Source organism: Mesorhizobium sp. WSM4306, from assembly GCF_007003975.1.
GTDB lineage: Bacteria > Pseudomonadota > Alphaproteobacteria > Rhizobiales > Rhizobiaceae > Mesorhizobium.
Genome location: NZ_VFTC01000025.1, coordinates 38,515 through 54,785, shown reverse-complemented (window position 1 = coordinate 54,785; position 16,271 = coordinate 38,515). Strand labels below are relative to the sequence as shown.

16 protein-coding genes are annotated in these 16,271 nt (G+C 62.0%); 7 read left to right on the top strand and 9 right to left on the bottom strand.

The features are described 5' to 3' along the window. The first annotated feature begins 140 nt into the window (after positions 1 to 140). The gene (locus FJV77_RS24680; RefSeq protein ID WP_210246356.1) at positions 141 to 1,268 is read left to right on the top strand and encodes an endonuclease/exonuclease/phosphatase family protein; all 1,128 of its coding nucleotides are present in this window, start codon (positions 141 to 143) and stop codon (positions 1,266 to 1,268) included. A gap of 8 nt (positions 1,269 to 1,276) precedes the next feature. On the opposite strand, the gene FJV77_RS24675 is transcribed toward FJV77_RS24680, so the two are convergent. Then, positions 1,277 to 2,533 carry a hypothetical protein gene (locus FJV77_RS24675; RefSeq protein ID WP_142869200.1) on the bottom strand — a complete coding sequence of 419 codons (1,257 nt, stop codon included), beginning with the start codon at positions 2,531 to 2,533 and terminating at the stop codon, positions 1,277 to 1,279. Positions 2,534 to 2,668: 135 nt separating this feature from the next. Here FJV77_RS24675 and FJV77_RS24670 point away from each other — a divergent pair, with 135 nt between their 5' ends. Continuing rightward, complete coding sequence (locus FJV77_RS24670) at positions 2,669 to 3,715, top strand: CapA family protein (RefSeq protein ID WP_142869199.1); 1,047 nt, start codon at positions 2,669 to 2,671, stop codon at positions 3,713 to 3,715. A 54-nt stretch (positions 3,716 to 3,769) separates the two neighbouring features. Beyond that, complete coding sequence (locus tag FJV77_RS24665; RefSeq protein ID WP_142869198.1) at positions 3,770 to 4,747, top strand: DUF3137 domain-containing protein; 978 nt, start codon at positions 3,770 to 3,772, stop codon at positions 4,745 to 4,747. A 6-nt stretch (positions 4,748 to 4,753) separates the two neighbouring features. On the opposite strand, the gene FJV77_RS24660 is transcribed toward FJV77_RS24665, so the two are convergent. Beyond that, the gene (locus FJV77_RS24660) at positions 4,754 to 5,248 is read right to left on the bottom strand and encodes a DUF2314 domain-containing protein (protein WP_142869197.1); all 495 of its coding nucleotides are present in this window, start codon (positions 5,246 to 5,248) and stop codon (positions 4,754 to 4,756) included. A gap of 101 nt (positions 5,249 to 5,349) precedes the next feature. Further along, a complete protein-coding gene (locus FJV77_RS24655) occupies positions 5,350 to 5,871 on the bottom strand; it encodes a hypothetical protein (RefSeq protein ID WP_142869196.1) in 522 nt (173 codons plus the stop codon). Between the two features lie 311 nt (positions 5,872 to 6,182). Here FJV77_RS24655 and FJV77_RS24650 point away from each other — a divergent pair, with 311 nt between their 5' ends. Continuing rightward, entirely contained in the window at positions 6,183 to 6,776 is a 594-nt protein-coding gene (locus tag FJV77_RS24650; protein WP_142880172.1) for a hypothetical protein, read from the top strand. 33 nt (positions 6,777 to 6,809) lie between these two features. Here FJV77_RS24650 and FJV77_RS32680 read toward each other — a convergent pair whose 3' ends face one another. Continuing rightward, a complete protein-coding gene (locus FJV77_RS32680; protein WP_210246569.1) occupies positions 6,810 to 6,998 on the bottom strand; it encodes a hypothetical protein in 189 nt (62 codons plus the stop codon). 829 nt (positions 6,999 to 7,827) lie between these two features. Here FJV77_RS32680 and FJV77_RS24640 point away from each other — a divergent pair. Further along, positions 7,828 to 8,766 carry a diacylglycerol kinase family protein gene (locus tag FJV77_RS24640; protein WP_142869194.1) on the top strand — a complete coding sequence of 313 codons (939 nt, stop codon included), beginning with the start codon at positions 7,828 to 7,830 and terminating at the stop codon, positions 8,764 to 8,766. Between the two features lie 71 nt (positions 8,767 to 8,837). Here the strand turns inward: FJV77_RS24640 and FJV77_RS24635 are convergent, their stop codons facing one another. The 3 genes from FJV77_RS24635 to FJV77_RS24625 are packed head-to-tail and all read right to left on the bottom strand — an operon-like array spanning position 8,838 to position 12,579. Continuing rightward, positions 8,838 to 9,755, bottom strand: a complete 918-nt coding sequence (locus tag FJV77_RS24635) for an NAD(P)-dependent oxidoreductase (RefSeq protein ID WP_142869193.1) — start codon at positions 9,753 to 9,755, stop codon at positions 8,838 to 8,840. Beyond that, positions 9,752 to 10,966, bottom strand: a complete 1,215-nt coding sequence (locus FJV77_RS24630) for a mandelate racemase/muconate lactonizing enzyme family protein (protein WP_142869192.1) — start codon at positions 10,964 to 10,966, stop codon at positions 9,752 to 9,754. Before FJV77_RS24630 ends, FJV77_RS24635 begins: the two co-directional genes overlap by 4 nt. Next, positions 10,963 to 12,579, bottom strand: coding sequence for a GMC family oxidoreductase N-terminal domain-containing protein (locus FJV77_RS24625; protein WP_142869191.1), 1,617 nt, complete (start codon positions 12,577 to 12,579; stop codon positions 10,963 to 10,965). The genes FJV77_RS24630 and FJV77_RS24625 overlap by 4 nt, the downstream gene beginning before the upstream one ends. Before the next feature lie 224 nt (positions 12,580 to 12,803). Between FJV77_RS24625 and FJV77_RS24620 the strand changes: the two genes are divergently transcribed. Then, complete coding sequence (locus FJV77_RS24620; protein WP_112561014.1) at positions 12,804 to 13,199, top strand: acyl-CoA thioesterase; 396 nt, start codon at positions 12,804 to 12,806, stop codon at positions 13,197 to 13,199. Between the two features lie 479 nt (positions 13,200 to 13,678). Here the strand turns inward: FJV77_RS24620 and FJV77_RS24610 are convergent, their stop codons facing one another. Further along, the gene (locus FJV77_RS24610) at positions 13,679 to 14,047 is read right to left on the bottom strand and encodes a helix-turn-helix domain-containing protein (protein ID WP_185970415.1); all 369 of its coding nucleotides are present in this window, start codon (positions 14,045 to 14,047) and stop codon (positions 13,679 to 13,681) included. Positions 14,048 to 14,136: 89 nt separating this feature from the next. Between FJV77_RS24610 and FJV77_RS24605 the strand changes: the two genes are divergently transcribed. Next, positions 14,137 to 14,742, top strand: a complete 606-nt coding sequence (locus tag FJV77_RS24605; protein ID WP_142869188.1) for an NADPH-dependent FMN reductase — start codon at positions 14,137 to 14,139, stop codon at positions 14,740 to 14,742. Positions 14,743 to 14,876: 134 nt separating this feature from the next. On the opposite strand, the gene FJV77_RS24600 is transcribed toward FJV77_RS24605, so the two are convergent. Then, complete coding sequence (locus FJV77_RS24600; protein ID WP_142869187.1) at positions 14,877 to 16,178, bottom strand: glucoamylase family protein; 1,302 nt, start codon at positions 16,176 to 16,178, stop codon at positions 14,877 to 14,879. Between the last annotated feature and the right edge of the window lie 93 nt (positions 16,179 to 16,271).

Sequence of the window (16,271 nt, the reverse complement as noted above, 5' to 3'; positions counted from 1 at the left end):
AAAAGTAGTTGGGGCGAAGAATGGTTGCCTACTGGAAGCTAAAGTACGCTTTCTCTCAACTGGAGCCAAAACTCAGGCGAGTTGCGAGGTTGCGGGCTATCGATGGCCTAGCTAGGATTCGAGACGCAATTCGAGAAAATATGCCGAATAGGACCGCGAGCTCAACGCTTCTTCTCGGAACTTGGAACATACGCAACTTCGATGACAATAGATTTGGTTATGGCCCGCGATTAGAGGAGTCATTCTACTATCTCGCCGAAATGATTGCAGCATTCGACATCATCGCGGTACAGGAGATATGCGACGATCTAACCCCATTTGAACAGTTGATGAGCATACTTGGACCGACTCACACCTTCATCATCACCGACATTACCGAAGGGCCAGGAGGGAACAGCGAGCGCCTCGGGTTCATTTTCAACCGCAGCAAGATCACCTTCAAGGGAATTGCCGGTGAAATCGTGCTACCCTTCGAACAGCAGATTTCGGATGTGACCAAGGAGCGGCAATTTGCACGCACGCCATTCTCTTGCACCTTCCAAGCTGGCTGGTTCAAGTTCAATTTCGCTACGGTGCATATCTATTATGGCGCGGATTCAATCAACTCGGCGGAATACAAACGGCGCGTCGCTGAGATAGACAGCGTAGCGAGATTCATCGCCAATCGAGCCAAGGCTGATGTGGCTTACAATCACATACTCGTCGGTGACTTCAATATCGAGAATTTCGAGGGGCAGACTTTTGACGCTCTGGCTAAGCATGGCTTTCAGGTGTTCCGGAACAAAGAGGGGAGCAACGCCAAGCAGACGAAGTTTTACGACCAGATTTCCTTTTTGCCGAAAAAGGACGAGGTAGCACTCGCTAATCCAGAAAGTGGCAAAGCGCACGGGGTCTTCAACCTCTTCTCTTGCGTTTTCCGCGATGAGGACTTTAGCGAACACGATCCGTCGCTTCTACAAATCATCAACAAGCGTATTGCGGGAGCCAGGGTTGATCTCGCGAAGGCGGAGCAGGAATTTGCAGCGGCCACCTCCGAAAGCAAGAAGAAGGTGGCAACAAAAGCAATTGCTGCTGCGAATGTCAGTATAGCGGCCGACACCAAACTTATTGACGATAAGGCCGCACGACTTGCATATTACCTAGATGAATGGCGGACCTTCCAGATGAGCGATCACCTGCCTTTGTTCGTGGAACTGAAAATCGATTTCGCGGACAACTATCTCGATCAACTGCGAGCAGAGGTGGAAGGTCAGCCTGGCATCGATTAAAGGCTTGCTCAGTTGAACCACAGTGCGAAGGTCAAAAACCCGGCGCCGCCGAACTGTCGCTGTATCTGGTCGAACTCGTCGCTGGTCAGGATCTTGCCGCTCTCGAGATAGGGCGCGATGGCCGGGCCGGTGATCGACAGAACCAGGTCGAAATTTTTCGGCTCCTCGAAGAAGCGCTTCATGTTGATGCCCTTGTCGGCGATGCGGAAATGCGGCAGCAGCACGCGGCCTTCGAGCAGATCCTCGGCCATGGTCAAGGCGGCGAGCCAGGCCTGCACCTGCTCCTCGCCGACCTCGAGGCCGGTCAGCGGGTTGGCACCCTTCTGCTGCGGGCCGGGCAGCCATTCGCGGTCATTGTCCGTCTCGGCGCGGATCGCCCTCCAGTCCTCGCGTGATAGCCGGATCATCTCCAGCAAATGGCGGCGCGCCGCCTGCCGGCGTTCCGGCTCGACCACCGGCCAGTTGACGAGATGCACCAGCGAGATGAAGTCGGCAATGCGCCATTCGGAGGCCAGCATGCCGCCGCTGGTGCCGCCGTCCAGCGGCACGAGAATGTCCTGCAGTGGTAGTTTGGCGCGCGGGAACAGCATGTGGAACGAGCCGTCGAACATGGTCCTGAAATCATGCGCCAGCCAGAAATCGGCTTGAGCCATGAGGAATTCGGCGTAGCCCTGCAGCCAGTAACCGTCGGCGCGGTCGAAGCGGAAGGCAAGCGGCGGCCCGGTATCGTCGGGTGCGATGCCGCCGCGCGAAAGCGAAGCCATGATGGCGGCCATGCTTTCGTCTGGCGCTATGGCGCCGTCTTCATTGAGATCGATGCCGACATGGGTGAGGTCGATGACCATGCCGATATCGGCGTCCGCCGGTACAGAGCCCAGCGTGGCGGCGGATTTCTCCAGCCGGTCGCGGAAAGCGACCAGGATGGCGCGGAACTGCTCATAGGTCAGCGGTTCGGGGTTGGGATTGCCCGGAACCGGCAGCCGCATCAGCGGCAGCATGAAGGATTGCGGGCTTTCGAAACCGTGGCGGTGCAGGCCGCCGGCGAGGATCTCAAGCGCGGTAAAGAATTCGCTGGCGCCGGCGGCATAGGCCGCTGCCGGATCGCCTGGCGCTGCGGCCTCGAGCGTGGCGAGCGCGGTGTTGCGGTCAGCCACGGTTTTAGCCTCGAACAGCGCGGTTGCCGCTTCGGGCGCGGCGGCGGATGCCGAAGACAAGGGAAGCAAAAGAAGGAGGGCGGACGCCAACAAGCTTGCTACACGTGTCATCTCATTCCTCCACTATGCGACTGCGCGGACATTACACGCATTTGGCGCCATGTCTGCCGGCGGCAGTGTTTCAAGGCCTGACGGTCGACACTTCCCGGGCAGACCGTCTACACAAGGCAAACGATTGGGCGTCGCGTGTCAAATTATCCGCTTTCCTACAAACTGTCATGGCTGCCGCGCTTCCTGAAGCCGTCACTCGGCGGCGATGTCAGGGACTTTGCCCCGATCGCCGCGACAACCATCATCGATCCGCCGCCGGCGCGGAGAGTGCGGCTGGCTTTCGTCGGCGACATTTCGGCGGTGGCCAACCGCAGCGCGCCGGAGTGCGATCCAATGATCGCAAAGCTGCTGGGCTCGGCCGATCTGGTGATCGGCAATTGCGAAAGTCCGGTCGTTGAGCGGCCGAGCATGGCACTCGGCACGCGGCTCGGCACGCACCATGCGATGAGCGAACGGTTTCTCGCCGACGCACTTACCGCCGTCGGTATCGCGCGCGAAAAACTGGTGCTGTCCCTGGCCAACAACCATGTGCTGGACCAGGGCGTCGGCGGTTTCGACGAGACCGTTGCAGCGCTGAAGCGGCTCGGCATCCGAACCATCGGCACCGCAAAAAAGGGACCGGTCGAGCAGGTCAAGGCCGGGCCACTGACGATCGGCTTTGCCGCCTTCACACTGTGGCGCAATGCCGACGCTGTGCCATTCACCGATCTTGTATCGATGCAGAGCGATCCGACGGCATGGCGCAGAGGCGCGGCCGGCAAGAACATCGATCTGCGCTGCGCCATTCCGCATTGGGACTGGGAGTTCCGCCATTTTCCGCACCCGCAGACGCAGGCGCTGGCCAGACAGCTTGCCTCGCATGGTGTCGGGCTGATTGCCGGCCACCATGCCCATGTCGTGCAGCCGGTGCAATGGGTCGGCAAGACGCTCGTCGCCTATGGGCTCGGCGACTTCCTCGGTACCGCTTTGGCGCGCCAGCCATGGCCCGGCCGCATCGGCGGCATTTTCGTCGTCGATGTCAGCGCCGATCTCGGCAAGCGCGGCGCCATCGCAGGTTACCGGATGCATCCCTTCGTGCGGAAGCGTGCCGGCGGGCATGAGCGGCTGGTTCCGGTCGAGGCGCTGGCGGGGCGGATGAAGGGCAAGGTCGAGGGCCGGCTGAGGGCAATCTTTGGCGACTGACGACTTTCCCGCAAAAGCGGCTATCATGAACACAGTCAAGCTTGCGAGGGGGCGATGGAAACAGCGGATTTCATGCCTGATGAAACGGTCATCGCCGGCATCAGGAGGAACATCGAAACCTATGAGGCCGGACGCGCCTCGGCCTATCGCCAGGTGCGCTGGCGGGTGCCGGTGTTTCTGGGGCTGCTGCTGGTCTTTGTTGCGCTGGTCGCCTGGCTGTTCAACAAGGTCGCCGACTTGAACGAGCAGTGGTTCTCGACGCCGCATGTGTTTCTCTATATCGGCGGCTTCTTCGCGGCGCTGCTGCTCTATTTCGTGGCGATGAGACCGGCAACGCGGCTGCAGCAATCGTTTCGCGATACGCTGCTGCCGATCATCTTCGGCTTCATCAGGGATGTGCGTTATCAGCAAAGCGTGACGCCGAATTCCTTCGACCGGCTGCCGCGCGCCGTGGTCGGCGCCTTCAACCGGCAAAGCTTCGACGACATCGTGTCAGGCCGCTACGAGGAGTTTCCGTTCGAGCTTTACGAGGCGGAGTTGCGCCAGGGCACGGGCAAAGGCTCGTCGACGGTCTTCAAGGGCGTCATCGTCGCCTTCGAGACGATCGCGCCATTTCCCGGCACATTGGTGGCGACGCGGCGCAGCAATGCGGTCGTCGGTTTCTTCCGCGGCATCTTCGCCGGCAAGATGCAGGAGCTGTCGAGCGGTGATCCCCTGCTCGATGGCGACTATGAATTCCGCACCGACAATGTCGCCGCTGCCCAACCGCTGGTAGCTGGCCGGCTGGCGCAGGCGCTGAAATGGCTGCATGAGACATGGCGCGATGATCCGGCGCGGGTCGCGCTCAACGGCAGCGACGGTTTCCTGCTTTTGCCGCAGCCGAAGAACTTTTTCGAACTGCCCGCCATTTCCGTGCCGCTTGATTACACCAAGCATATCGCGCCGATGATCGCCGATATGGGCTCGATCCTGGCGACGGCGGCGCTGGTGCGCAAGATCGGCGCGACGGATGGCGAGGTTCAGCCTGGCTGACGCGCGTCAGCAGTCGAAACCGTAGTTCTCGCGATAATAGGCGGCTTCTTCCTTCGATATCGCCTTGAACAGCACGCAGACGGTGAAGCTGCCGACCTGACGGCCGTTCTTGGTGTAACCCCAGTCGGAAATATCGTCCCGGGTGAATTCGAGTTCCTGGCCGGCAGTCACGTTGTGCACGGCCTGCGGCTCATTCGCCAATGTTCCTGCAAAGCCGCTTGCGGTCTTGTGGAAGGGGATGATCCAGAAATGTTCCGAAGTGTCGCCGTCCTTGACCTCGACCTTCAATTTGTAATCGGTGGTTCCGGCTGGTGGTGCTTCCGACAAGGACAGGAATTGATCGAGGCTGGCGCGCGCCTGCGCAATGGCTGCCGCCATGTCCGGATCGTCCCTTGCGACGTTGACAACCTTGTCGTCGCCCTGCTGGGAATTTTGCGCTCCGGCCGAAATCGGAGCTGACGCCAACATCAGGGACAGCATCACGCGAATTGCATGCTTCATGGAAAGGCGCTCCTCCGTGTCGATGCCTCACACCATCATGCATCTATCTGGAGGTTTCAACGGCAGTGCGACACCGTGTTATGGCCCGAACGCGCGGCCGCTCACAATCCGCTGGGCACGAGTCCTCCCAGCCAGTTCGCCGACCGCTTTGCCATGTCGACCGTTGCCGACGCGGCACGGCCGAGGTCGGTCTTGACCACGGCATAGCCGTTCCCGGTGCGGTAGAGCATGCCGGTCCCGCCATCAACCATCTGCTCATAGGCGAGGGGCCGGGCTGCCGCTGCTTCCATGGCCGTCGTCGGCGAGCCGACGGGAACGCTTGGCCGATGGCTCAGTTCCGGCGGCAATGGGCTTTGAGACTGAACACTCCGACCGGCCGGCTTCAGTTCCGGGCGGGATGCGGTCGCTGCCAGTTGCGAAGAGGATGCCGAGCCCTTGGTGCGGCAGATGCCGGAGACCAGCGGATAGTTGAAGTTCTTCTGGTGCAGCATCTGGCTTTTCATCGCCGCTTCGCAGTCGGCGATGGTTGCCCACTTTGCCGGTGTCTCGCCGATATATTCGCAAAGCTTGGCGTCGCAGTCGCAGCCGACAATGGTCATTGCGACAAGGGCGGTCTTGATCACGGTCTTGTCCTTCGGATTGCCCCCCGGCAGCCACCCCCTCCATCGCCCGCGAACAAGGCGGGATTTTGGCCACCATCGCGGAATGAGCTGGGCGATGCGGTTTAGGGAACGGCTCACTATAGGTGGATTTCGAAACGCCCGGGAGCAGATAGGGTGGTGGCCATGGTACATTTGCAGAAAGAAGCTTAAAATAAATATTGCCGGCTCTGGCAGCGACAACTGTTTCCTGGAGCGGTTTTCTATTACGATACTGACGGGGCGATACAACAATATCGGAGGGGTTTGCCATGGGAAGAATTGTCCGGTCCGCGGTGGTGTCGAAAGGCAATGCGACGCTTGAGGGCGTTGCAGGCGCTGAAAACGATGAAGGCGGGCAGAACGGTCAGGGCGAAACGGACTCGAAAGGCGGCGATGGTTATCTCGACCGGGTGGCGAAGTATGTGCCCGCCGAGGTCGTGGCGTTCTTCATCTTCGTCAATTCCATTCTCGACAACGCCGCCGAGGAGCCGGTGGCCAAGGCTTTGGCAACGGCGCTGGATGAGAAATCCACCGATGTTCCTGGCGCTGTGCGGGCCGCTATAGACACGGTCAAAATGGCCGGCTTCAGCATCTGGAACATTTCATGGATCGTGTTGATCATCGCGCTGGCAATGACGCCGATCTATCTTAAATCAGTGAGCGATGCCGCCGACAGCGCGGAGGCTCCGGGCGCCAACATCGTCATGTCCATGCTTGCCTTTCCGTTCTGGGCCTATGCTGTTAACGCGCTGGCCCTCAGGCCATGGCATGATGGGGCGCTGGCCAGCATCATGCTGGCAACTTTCACGCTCATCAGCGGCGCCATCCGGCCGGAATATATAAACGCCGGCCTCAAATTGATCCCGGGCATGGGCCCCAAGAAGTAGCCCGGCAGGCCTCGCCGTTGAGCAGTCGCCGCTTCAGTAGTCGTAGACGTGCTCCAACCTGGCGCCGGCCTTGGTCAGTGCTGGCGCCACAAGGTGCAGCTTGCGCACGGCGACGGTCAGTCCGGTGCGGTGGGTAGCCGGATCGACGGGGATCGGTTGGCTGAACAGCGCGCGGGCGCCTCCGGGCGGCCCAAGCTCGGCCGCCGACAGCATGGTGATCATGATTTCGTCATCTTGACGATACGCTTCAGCCAGCGGAGCAGGATAATGGCCGGTCATGCCGTGGCAGGACGGCAGCGTCGGTGCGGAATGCAGGTGGCGGCCGGCGTCCGGATCAGCGTCATGTAGTATCCCCTTCAAACGACGCTGGACGTCAGCCGATTTTACCGAGAGTTGCAGCCCCAGCTGGAAAGGGGAGTGGGGCGCCCAAAAGACAGTCGGCGCCGGGATTTCTCCCAGCGCCTCCCTGTCAGATCAGGACACGGTCGCGGCAGCAACTTCCGTAAAGTCGTCGCGCCATGCCGGCCTTGATTTTGACGGCCCTGCCAGTCACCACCCGAGGGCGATGCCCGTTCCAGGCCACGCCGTTCTCCACCCTTGCGAGCTTCGCTCAGCGTGCCATCGAAGGTTTTGCCGTCCTTCATGGCAGCATCGGTCCGCCGTCGGCGTTCGCACACTTTCCGCGGCCCCGTAGGTCTCGGCATCCGTCCCTCGAACAGGCAAGCCTGCTCTCGCTTCGGGCCGTACGGGCCTCAGGAAATCCGCCTTTTCGCTTTGCCTTTCGGCGTGGCGATCGGTAGCCGCCTGAGATGGGTTAAACTTACGCCGGGTAAGGGTTTTGGGGAATGGGCACGAGCCTGTGGATAACGGGGTTATCGGGGATGGTTTGCCACGAACCTCAGAATTTCGGCGGCTGCTGCTTTAGACAGCCTTCCCCGCTTTTTGACACTCCAATCGGCTGCGCCCCTTGCTCCGGCGGTCGGCACGGGTTTCAATGCCGGCAAAGGACTTTGCGGCCACCACGTCCCGCCGTCCTTTTGGGGAGGCGTCGTTGAAAGTCGGGGTGGTGCTCAATCCGATAGCCGGCGGCGGCCGGCTGAAACGGCATTGGCCGGAGGTTGCCGCTTCGTTGAAAAGCCATTTCGGCGATTTCGAATTGCGCGAGACGCAGGCCGAGGGCGACGCCGAAAGGCTGGCGCTCGACCTCGCGGCCAGCGGCTTCGATCTGGTGATCGCGGCCGGCGGCGACGGCACCGCCAGCGAGGTGGCCGACGGATTGCTGCAGGCATTCGACGAGAGCGGCCGGACAACCGAACTTGGCTTGCTGCCTTGCGGCACAGGCATCGACTTCGCGCGCGGGCTCGGCCTGCCGAAAGAGGTGGACGCGGTGCTGAAACGGATCGCCGAGGCGAAGGCGCGCAAGGTCGATGCGGGGCGCATCTGCTACATCGATGATCATGGCGCGCTGGCCAGCCGCCACTTCATCAACATCGCCAGCCTCGGCCTGTCTGGGGCCACCGACCGCGCGGTCAATGCCGACAAGCGCAAGGGCAAAGTGTCGGCCAAGGCGCTGTTTTTCTGGCGCACCGTGGTGGAGTTTATCCGCTACCGTTTCCAGGACGTCCGGATCACCGTCGACGACGGCACGCCGGTCGAAGCGCGCATGGCGCTGGTGGCGGTGGCCAACGGCAAATTCTTCGGCGGCGGCATGATGATCGCGCCGGACGCTGAGCTCACCGACGGCCAGTTCGACATCGTCATATTGCGCGCGGCCGGCAAGCTGAAGCTGATCTGGGACATCCGCCTGCTCTATGGCGGACGGCATCGCAATCATCCGGCCATCACGATCTTGCGCGGCCGGAAAGTGGTGGTCGAACCGCTCGGCGATGTTGAGAAAAATGGCGCGCTGGTCGACATAGATGGCGAGTCGCCGGGGCGCATACCGGCGACCTTCGAGATTTTGCAGGGAGCGCTGACGCTCAGATATTGAATCAAGGGCCTTACGCTCTGATTCTGAAGGCTGGACTAAGCCCCTGAAGACATTTGCTAAATATTTGCCGACTAGGCCTCAAGTTTGGACGGGAATCCGGGTGCGCGCAGGTCGGCGTCGACGGCGTCTTCGAGCAGTTTGACGATCTGGGTCGACCAGGCGCCGCCGCCATAGGCCGCTTTGCCTTGCTCAAAAATCGCGTTGACGCGGCTGGCCAGGTCGAGCGGCACGCCGGATTGTTCGGCCATGGCAAGCGCAAAGCCGAGGTCCTTCAGCGCCAGATCCATCGTGAAGCCGATGTCGTAGGAACCGTTGAGAATGAGCTGGCTTTCAGTTTCGTGGACGAAGCTGTTGCCGGAGGACGCAACGATAGCGTGGTAGGATTGGGCGAGGTCGAGCCCGCCCTGTTTGGCCAGCATCAGCGCCTCGCCGGCGGCGACGAGGTGGATGAAGGCCAGCATGTTGGTGATGACCTTGATCACCGCCGCCGAGCCAACCGGCCCCATCAGGAACGATTTTGCGCACATTGCTTCGATTGCTGGACGATGCCGCTCATAGAGAGCTGCATCGCCACCGACCAGCGCGGTGATCTTTCCCACTGCCGCCAGATGCACCCCACCGGTGACCGGGCACTCCAGCGTCTCGACGCCCTTGGCCGAGGCAAGGGCTGCCAGGCGCAGAATCTCATCGCGACCATTGGTCGACATCTCGATCCAGGTGCCACCCTTGGGCAGACCTTCGAGTAGGCCGTCGGCACCAGTCAGCACAGCTTCGCTGACCTTGGGCGAGGGCAGGCAAGTAATGGCATTGCCGGCCCACGCTGCGGCTGCGGCTGGGCTCGCCGCGGCCGTCGCGCCGAGCGCCACGAGGCGCTCGACGGCCGTGGGGTCACGGTCGAAGGCGGTGACGGCGAAACCATGTCGCAACAGACTGGCGGCAAGGTTGCCGCCGAGATGGCCAAGGCCGATGAAGGCGTAGCGCTTGCTCACGGCATCAGCGGTGTCTGCATCATCTGCAAATGCAAATCCTTACCGGTGTAGGGATGCGCATCGCAGACGGCTTCGTTGAGTTCGACGCCAAGGCCGGGCTCCTTCGACGGGATGACATTGCCGTCCTGCCACTCGATCTGCTTCTTCAGCAGCGTGGCGTGGAAACCATCCCACTGCTTCAGCGATTCCAGGATAAGGAAGTTGGGCAGCGTCACCGCCAGCTGGATGTTGGCGGCGCCGACGATCGGCCCGGAATAGCAGTGCGGCGCGACCTGGATGTGGTAGGCCTCGGCCATGGCGGCGATCTTCTTGGTTTCGAGAATGCCGCCGGAACGGCCGAGGTCCGGCTGCAGGATGGTCGCGGCGCGGTTCTCGATGACGCGGGCGAATTCGAATTTGGTTGTCAGCCGCTCACCGGTGGCGATCGGGATCGACGTGCCGCGGGCAACCTGCGCCATCACTTCGGGCATGTCGGGCGGCACCGGCTCTTCGAACCACAGCGGATCGTAAGGTTCGATGGCGCGCGCCATGCGCAGCGCGCCCGATGCCGTGAACTGGCCATGCGTGCCGAACAGAATATCGGCGCGGGTGCCGACCGCTTCGCGGATCGCCTTGATCATGCGGGTGGAGACATCGATGTCGATGAGGCGCGGCTGGTGGCCGTCGAAAGCGGTGTAAGGCCCCGCCGGGTCGAGCTTCACGGCATTGAAACCCTGCTCGACATATTCGAGCGCACAGGCCGCCGCCAATTCGGGATCGTTGTAGACATTCCTGCCGTCCGGCGCGTCCTCGGAATGGACACTGCCGGTGTGCGGATAGAGATACGTGTAGGAGCGCAGCGTCTCGTGCACCTGGCCGCCGAGCAATTTGTAGACCGGCTTGTTGGCTTCCTTGCCGATGATGTCCCAACAGGCCATTTCGAGTGCGGAAAAACAGCCCATGCCGGAAACATCCGGGCGCTGGGTGAAGCCGGAGGAATAGGCGCGGCGGAAGAAGTTTTCGATGTCGTGCGGGTCGCGCCCGACGAGATAGCGCTCGGCCATGTCCTCGACCATTTTCGCGGTCGTGTGGGCCGAGAAGGTGGCGTTGTAGGCCTCGCCATAACCGACCACGCCACCATCGGTGGTCAATTTTACGAAGATGAAATACTTGCCGCCGATGCCGGGCGGCGGGTTGCCGACTACCCAGGTCTTGACGTCGGTGATCTTCATTTTTGGTCCTCCAGAACCAGTTCGGCGCCTTTCCATCCGGTCATGATGGAGGCGGCGTTGGTGTTGCCGGTGATGTTGGCGGGAAAGATCGAGGCGTCGATGACGCGTAAGGCGTCGAGCCCGTGCACTTTCAGGCGCGGATCGACGACGGCGGACCCGGCATCGGGGCCCATGCGGCAGGTCGAGACCGGGTGATAGACGGTGCCCGAGCGTTTCCTGAAATCCGTAATCAGGTCGGCATCCGACTGGATCGATGGCCCCGGCAAAACCTCCTCGGCGATGATCTCGGCCATGGCCGGCATCGAGGCGATGTTGCGCACGAATTTCACCGCCGCCAGCATCTCGTCGACATCGGCGTTGGTGGAATAGGCGTTGGCGACGATCTTGGGATAATCGCGCGGATTGCTGGAGCGGATCATGATCTCGCCGCGGCTCGTCGGGCGGCAGTTGGACAGGCCGATGGAGAACCCCGGCCATGGGTCCGGCGTCAGGATAGGCCGCTCGCCGCTCTTTGGAATAACGGTGGAGAAGGCCTGGAAATAAAGCTGCATGTTGGGCCGTGAGAACGCCGGGTCGGTGCGGAAGAAGCCGCCGCCATGGTTCATCGACAGCGACAGCGGACCCGAGCGCGTCAGGATGTATTGCATGCCGACCAGCAGTTTGCCCCACCAGGGGCGCAGGATCTGGTTCAGCGTCGGCACCTTGCCCTTGAAGGTGTAGTTGATGCCGACATGGTCCTGCAGATGCGCGCCGACATTCTCGTTGGCATGCACGACCGGAATGCCGAGGCCGCCGAGCAACGCGGCGGGGCCGACGCCGGACAACTGCAGCAGTTGTGGCGAGTTGATCGAGCCGGCGGAGAGGATGACCTCGCGACCGGCGCGGGCGGTCTTGGTCTCGCCGTTCTGCTGGTACTCGATGCCGACGGCGCGTTTGCCTTGGAACAGAATTTTGCTCGCCAGTGCATTGGTTTCGACGCGCACATTCGCGCGTTTCATCGCCGGGCGCAGGAAGGCGCGCGCGGCTGACATGCGGCGGCCATTTTTGGCGGAGATCTGGTAGGTGCCGACGCCTTCCTGGGCAGCGCCATTGAAGTCGGGGTTGAGCGGCAGGCCGGCCTGCTGGCCGGCAGCGAGATAGCGTTTGGTCAGCGGATGGACGGCGTTCGTCGTGTCGGTGATGTGCAGCGGGCCGCCGATGCCGCGCCATGCGTCGGCGCCGGCCTCATTGTCCTCGAGCGCCTTGAAGCCCGGCAGCAAATCGTCATAGCCCCAGCCGGGATTGCCGGCATCGCGCCAATCGTCAAAGTCTTCGCGCGCGCCCCTAATCCAGACCATGGCATTGATCGAGCTCGAGCCGCCGAGCAGCTTGCCGCGCGGCCAGTGGTCGACATTGCCGCCGAGACCGGGATCCGGCTCCGGCTTGTAGTTCCAATTGACCGCCGGGTCGAAGAAGGTCTTGCCATAGCCGAGCGGCATCTGCACGTAAAAGCGGCGGTCGGTGCCGCCGGCTTCCAGCACCAGCACGGAAAAGCGGCCTGATGCCGACAGCCTGTCGGCGAGAACCGAGCCGGCCGAGCCGGAGCCGACGATGATGAAGTCATAGGTCTGCATGTGAATTTGGGCGGCTCCGGAAAACTGGCCACAGCCTAGACGCGGCAGGCTCGCCGCGTCGCCGCGCCTTCCGGCATGCGTTGTGAAAAATGCGACCGCGAGACGCCTGGTTCGGAAATGCCAACAGGGCAACGATATTGCGCTACCAGCCTCGCACATCGCGTTGACCTCCCGGCGCCGTGACGCTACGGGATCGAGGGCAATCGTTTCAGGGGATTTGGCGCATGGTGCATTACGCGGACGGACAGCCGATCGGCGATCTGACCTTGCGCACGCTGGCCATGCCGGCCGATGCCAATGCGGCCGGCGATATCTTCGGCGGCTGGGTGATGGCGCAGATGGACCTTGCCTGCGGCATCCGCGCCGCCGAGCGCGCCAAGGGCCGCGTGGTGACGGCGGCGGTCAAGGAGATGTCCTTCGCCAAGGCGATGAAGATCGGCGACACGCTGTGCATCTACACCCATGTCGAGCGTGTCGGCCGCACCTCGATGACGCTCAAGGTCGAGGCCTGGGCACAACGCTACCTCTCCGATCTGATGGAGAAGGTCACCCATGCCGATTTTGTCATGGTGGCGCTGGATAGCGACGGCAAGCCGAAGCCGATTCCAGCGGAAAGCTGACGCAGTCGATTCTGCCAACCTTGGGCCTTTGTAACATCCCCCGCGCGGGCGATGCGCCGCGCGACATTCAATGGTTGCCTTCGTCTCCGATTCTGCGGATGACGGAGGGAAGACAATGCGTCAACACATGCTGAACGGCTGGCTCGTGGCAGCCCTTGTCGCAGTGATCTGTCTGCTTGGCACGACCGCCTATACCGAGATCAGGAAAGAACTTCCGAGCGTCGCCTGCAAGCACGACCGGACAGTCGACAACCAGCGAACTGCAAGGGCCGATACGTGCAGCACGATGTGTTGCAGCAACCCTGCGTCAAAGGCCTGAAGGCCTCTCAGCGAGGACGCTTATTCGCCTCAAAATGATGGTGCGCCGTCGAACGCGATGCGGCAGCTGGATCGCGACGGCGTGGCCGAGGATGCCAGGCGGACTCAGCCAAATCTGAACTGCGTGTCTTCGAGGACGAAGTCCTTGCGCCGCAAGGGTTTCAGGCGTGAGCGCCGTCGAATTTTTCGCGCGCCGCCTGGACCCGCACGGTGTTTTTGCGCGCCCATTCGCCCAGCGCACCGACCGGGATCAGCAGCTCATGGCCGAGCTCGGTCAGCTCGTAATCGACGCGTGGCGGGATGGTCGGGAACACGGTTCGGGTGACGAAACCGTCGCGCTCCAGGCCACGCAAAGTGGTGGTCAGCATCTTCTGCGAAATGCCGCCGACAGCAGTGCGCAATTCATTGAAACGCAGCGGCCCGCCGCCGAGCTTGCCGACGACAAGGACGGTCCATTTGTCGCCGACGCGCTGCAGGATTTCCGAGACGGCGCGGCAGTCTTCGGTGTTGTGCGGGTGCCTCAGTAACAAAACGGTGCCTCCTTGCGCAGTGGTTTGACAGTATCTCATATAGCGCCGGTATCCAAACGATACCAGCTTTTACATATATGGAGAGCCCCATGTCCAAACCCAAAATCGCCATCGTCGTCGGTTCGACGCGCGCCGCCCGCTTCGCCGACGTGCCGGCGCAGTGGATCACCAAGATCGCCAAGTCGCATGCCGACATCGACGTCGAGATCGTTGACCTGCGCGATTGGCCGCTGCCCTTCTTCGATGAAGTTGCCTCGTCCGCCTGGGCGCCGTCGCAGAACGAGATTGCGCAGCGTTGGCAGAAGAAGGTCGCCGAGTTCGACGGCTTCATCTTCACCGCCGCTGAATACAACCATGGCCCGACGGCCGTGCTGAAGAACGCCATCGATTACGCCGCCAATGAATGGAACAAGAAGCCGGCCGGCTTCGTCGGCTATGGCAGCGTCGGCGGTTCGCGCGCGGTCGAACATCTGCGCCTTGCCGCCGTCGAGCTGCAGATGGCCCCGGTCAAGTCCGCCGTCCACATCGCCTGGGGCGATTTCCTGGCGGTACGCCAGGGCGAGAAGAAGCTCGAGGACATCGAACATCTGAACCAGGCTGGCGCCGCGCTGGTCAACGACGTTGCCTGGTGGGCTCGCGTGCTCAAGGCTGCGCGTCAGGCCGACGCGATTGCAGGCGAAGCCCAGGCGGCCTGAGCTTCCCATTATCCTCCCAAGGATCAGTCCCAGGGGGCGGCGCTTGCGCCGCCCCTTTCATTTCCGGGAGGCTGTGTTTTCTCGGGCCTGCCGTGGCCGATGCCTAGCGATCATGCTTGATTGATCGCCGCCTATCACAGCCAGCCGCCGGAAAAACCGGCTCGGCGCAGTCCTTTGGCAATGGCCGGCACGCGGCGCATCAGCCGCCACAGGAAGTCCGACCGGTAATTCTCGATCGTCAGGGCGATCGGCCCCTGATTGATGCCGACGTGGTCCGGCGAAACCCAGCCGCAGGCGCGGCCGTCGGCTGCGGCGATTGTCGGATTGAAGCTTGCGGTGAAGCCGTAGGGATTGCCGTCGTGCAGGTCCATCTCGTGGAAATGCCGCATCGTCGGCAGCACGATTTCAGGCGCAAACGGTAGGGAGGTAATCGCCGCCCATGGCGACAGCGTGCCGTCATCCGGGCCGAAAGGCGCGCCGCGCGCGAGATAGCCGAAGAAGCGGCGGCCATCGAGCCTCATTTCACGCTTTGTCGGGCCGGGGCCATCGCTGGCGGTGAGGCCCCAGCAATTCTCGCCATAGCCGCTCAATCCCTTCGGATTGCGGATGGCATAGTCACGCTGCAGGTAGGTTGCCTGGCGGCTGTTGTCGAAATAATCGCTGTCGTGATCGCGCATGAAGGCATCACGAATGCCGCGGAAATCGATCCAGATATGCGAGAACTGGTGGATGAAAAGCGGGCCGGCATAGACCAGCTCGCGGCCGTAGATTGTCTTCCACTTGTAAGTGGACAGCCAGGCCGCGTAGCTCTCGGGTGGCAGCGAGTGGGTCGGCGAACCGAGACCCAGAACGTAGAGGATCAGCGCCTCGTCAAATCCTGCCCAACGGTAGCGCAGAAAACCTTTTTCAGGCCGCCAGCCATGGGTGACCGTGGCGCCGCCATTTTGCGCCCAGCGCCAGTCGGCGCGGCGGTAGAGTGCGTCGGCGAGCCGGCGGATTTCCAGTTCGGATTCATCGTCCTGGTCAAAATAGGCGCCGGCGGCCAGAACGCCGGCCAGCAGGAGCGCGGTATCGACGGTGGATAGCTCACACTTCCAGACGCGGCGGCCGGTCTTCATGTCAAGGAAATGATAGTAAAAACCCTTGTAGCCGGTGGCATCGGGCTCCGGCCCGTGCGGCGCGTTCCAGAAAAAGCGAAGCGTCGCCAGCGTGCGCTCGATCGCGGCGGCGCGCGTCATGAACCCACGCTCGACACCGACGGGATAGGACGACAGAGCGAGCCCGACGGCGGCTATGCTGGCGGGTGACGTTGGCGTGTTGCGGTCGGCGACCAGGCCGTTGGCAGGGTTGGCCTCGTTGAGAAAATACTCGAAGGACAGACGCTGGATATCTTGGAGAAGCTCGTCGTTGAGTGCGTGTTCGTTCGATGCATCCATGGCCATCGATATAGAGGCTTGGGCGGCATTTCCCACTCTTACGGCGGATCAATCATAGGTGAGATCGGCGAAGACCGATAGCGCAAGGCGCTG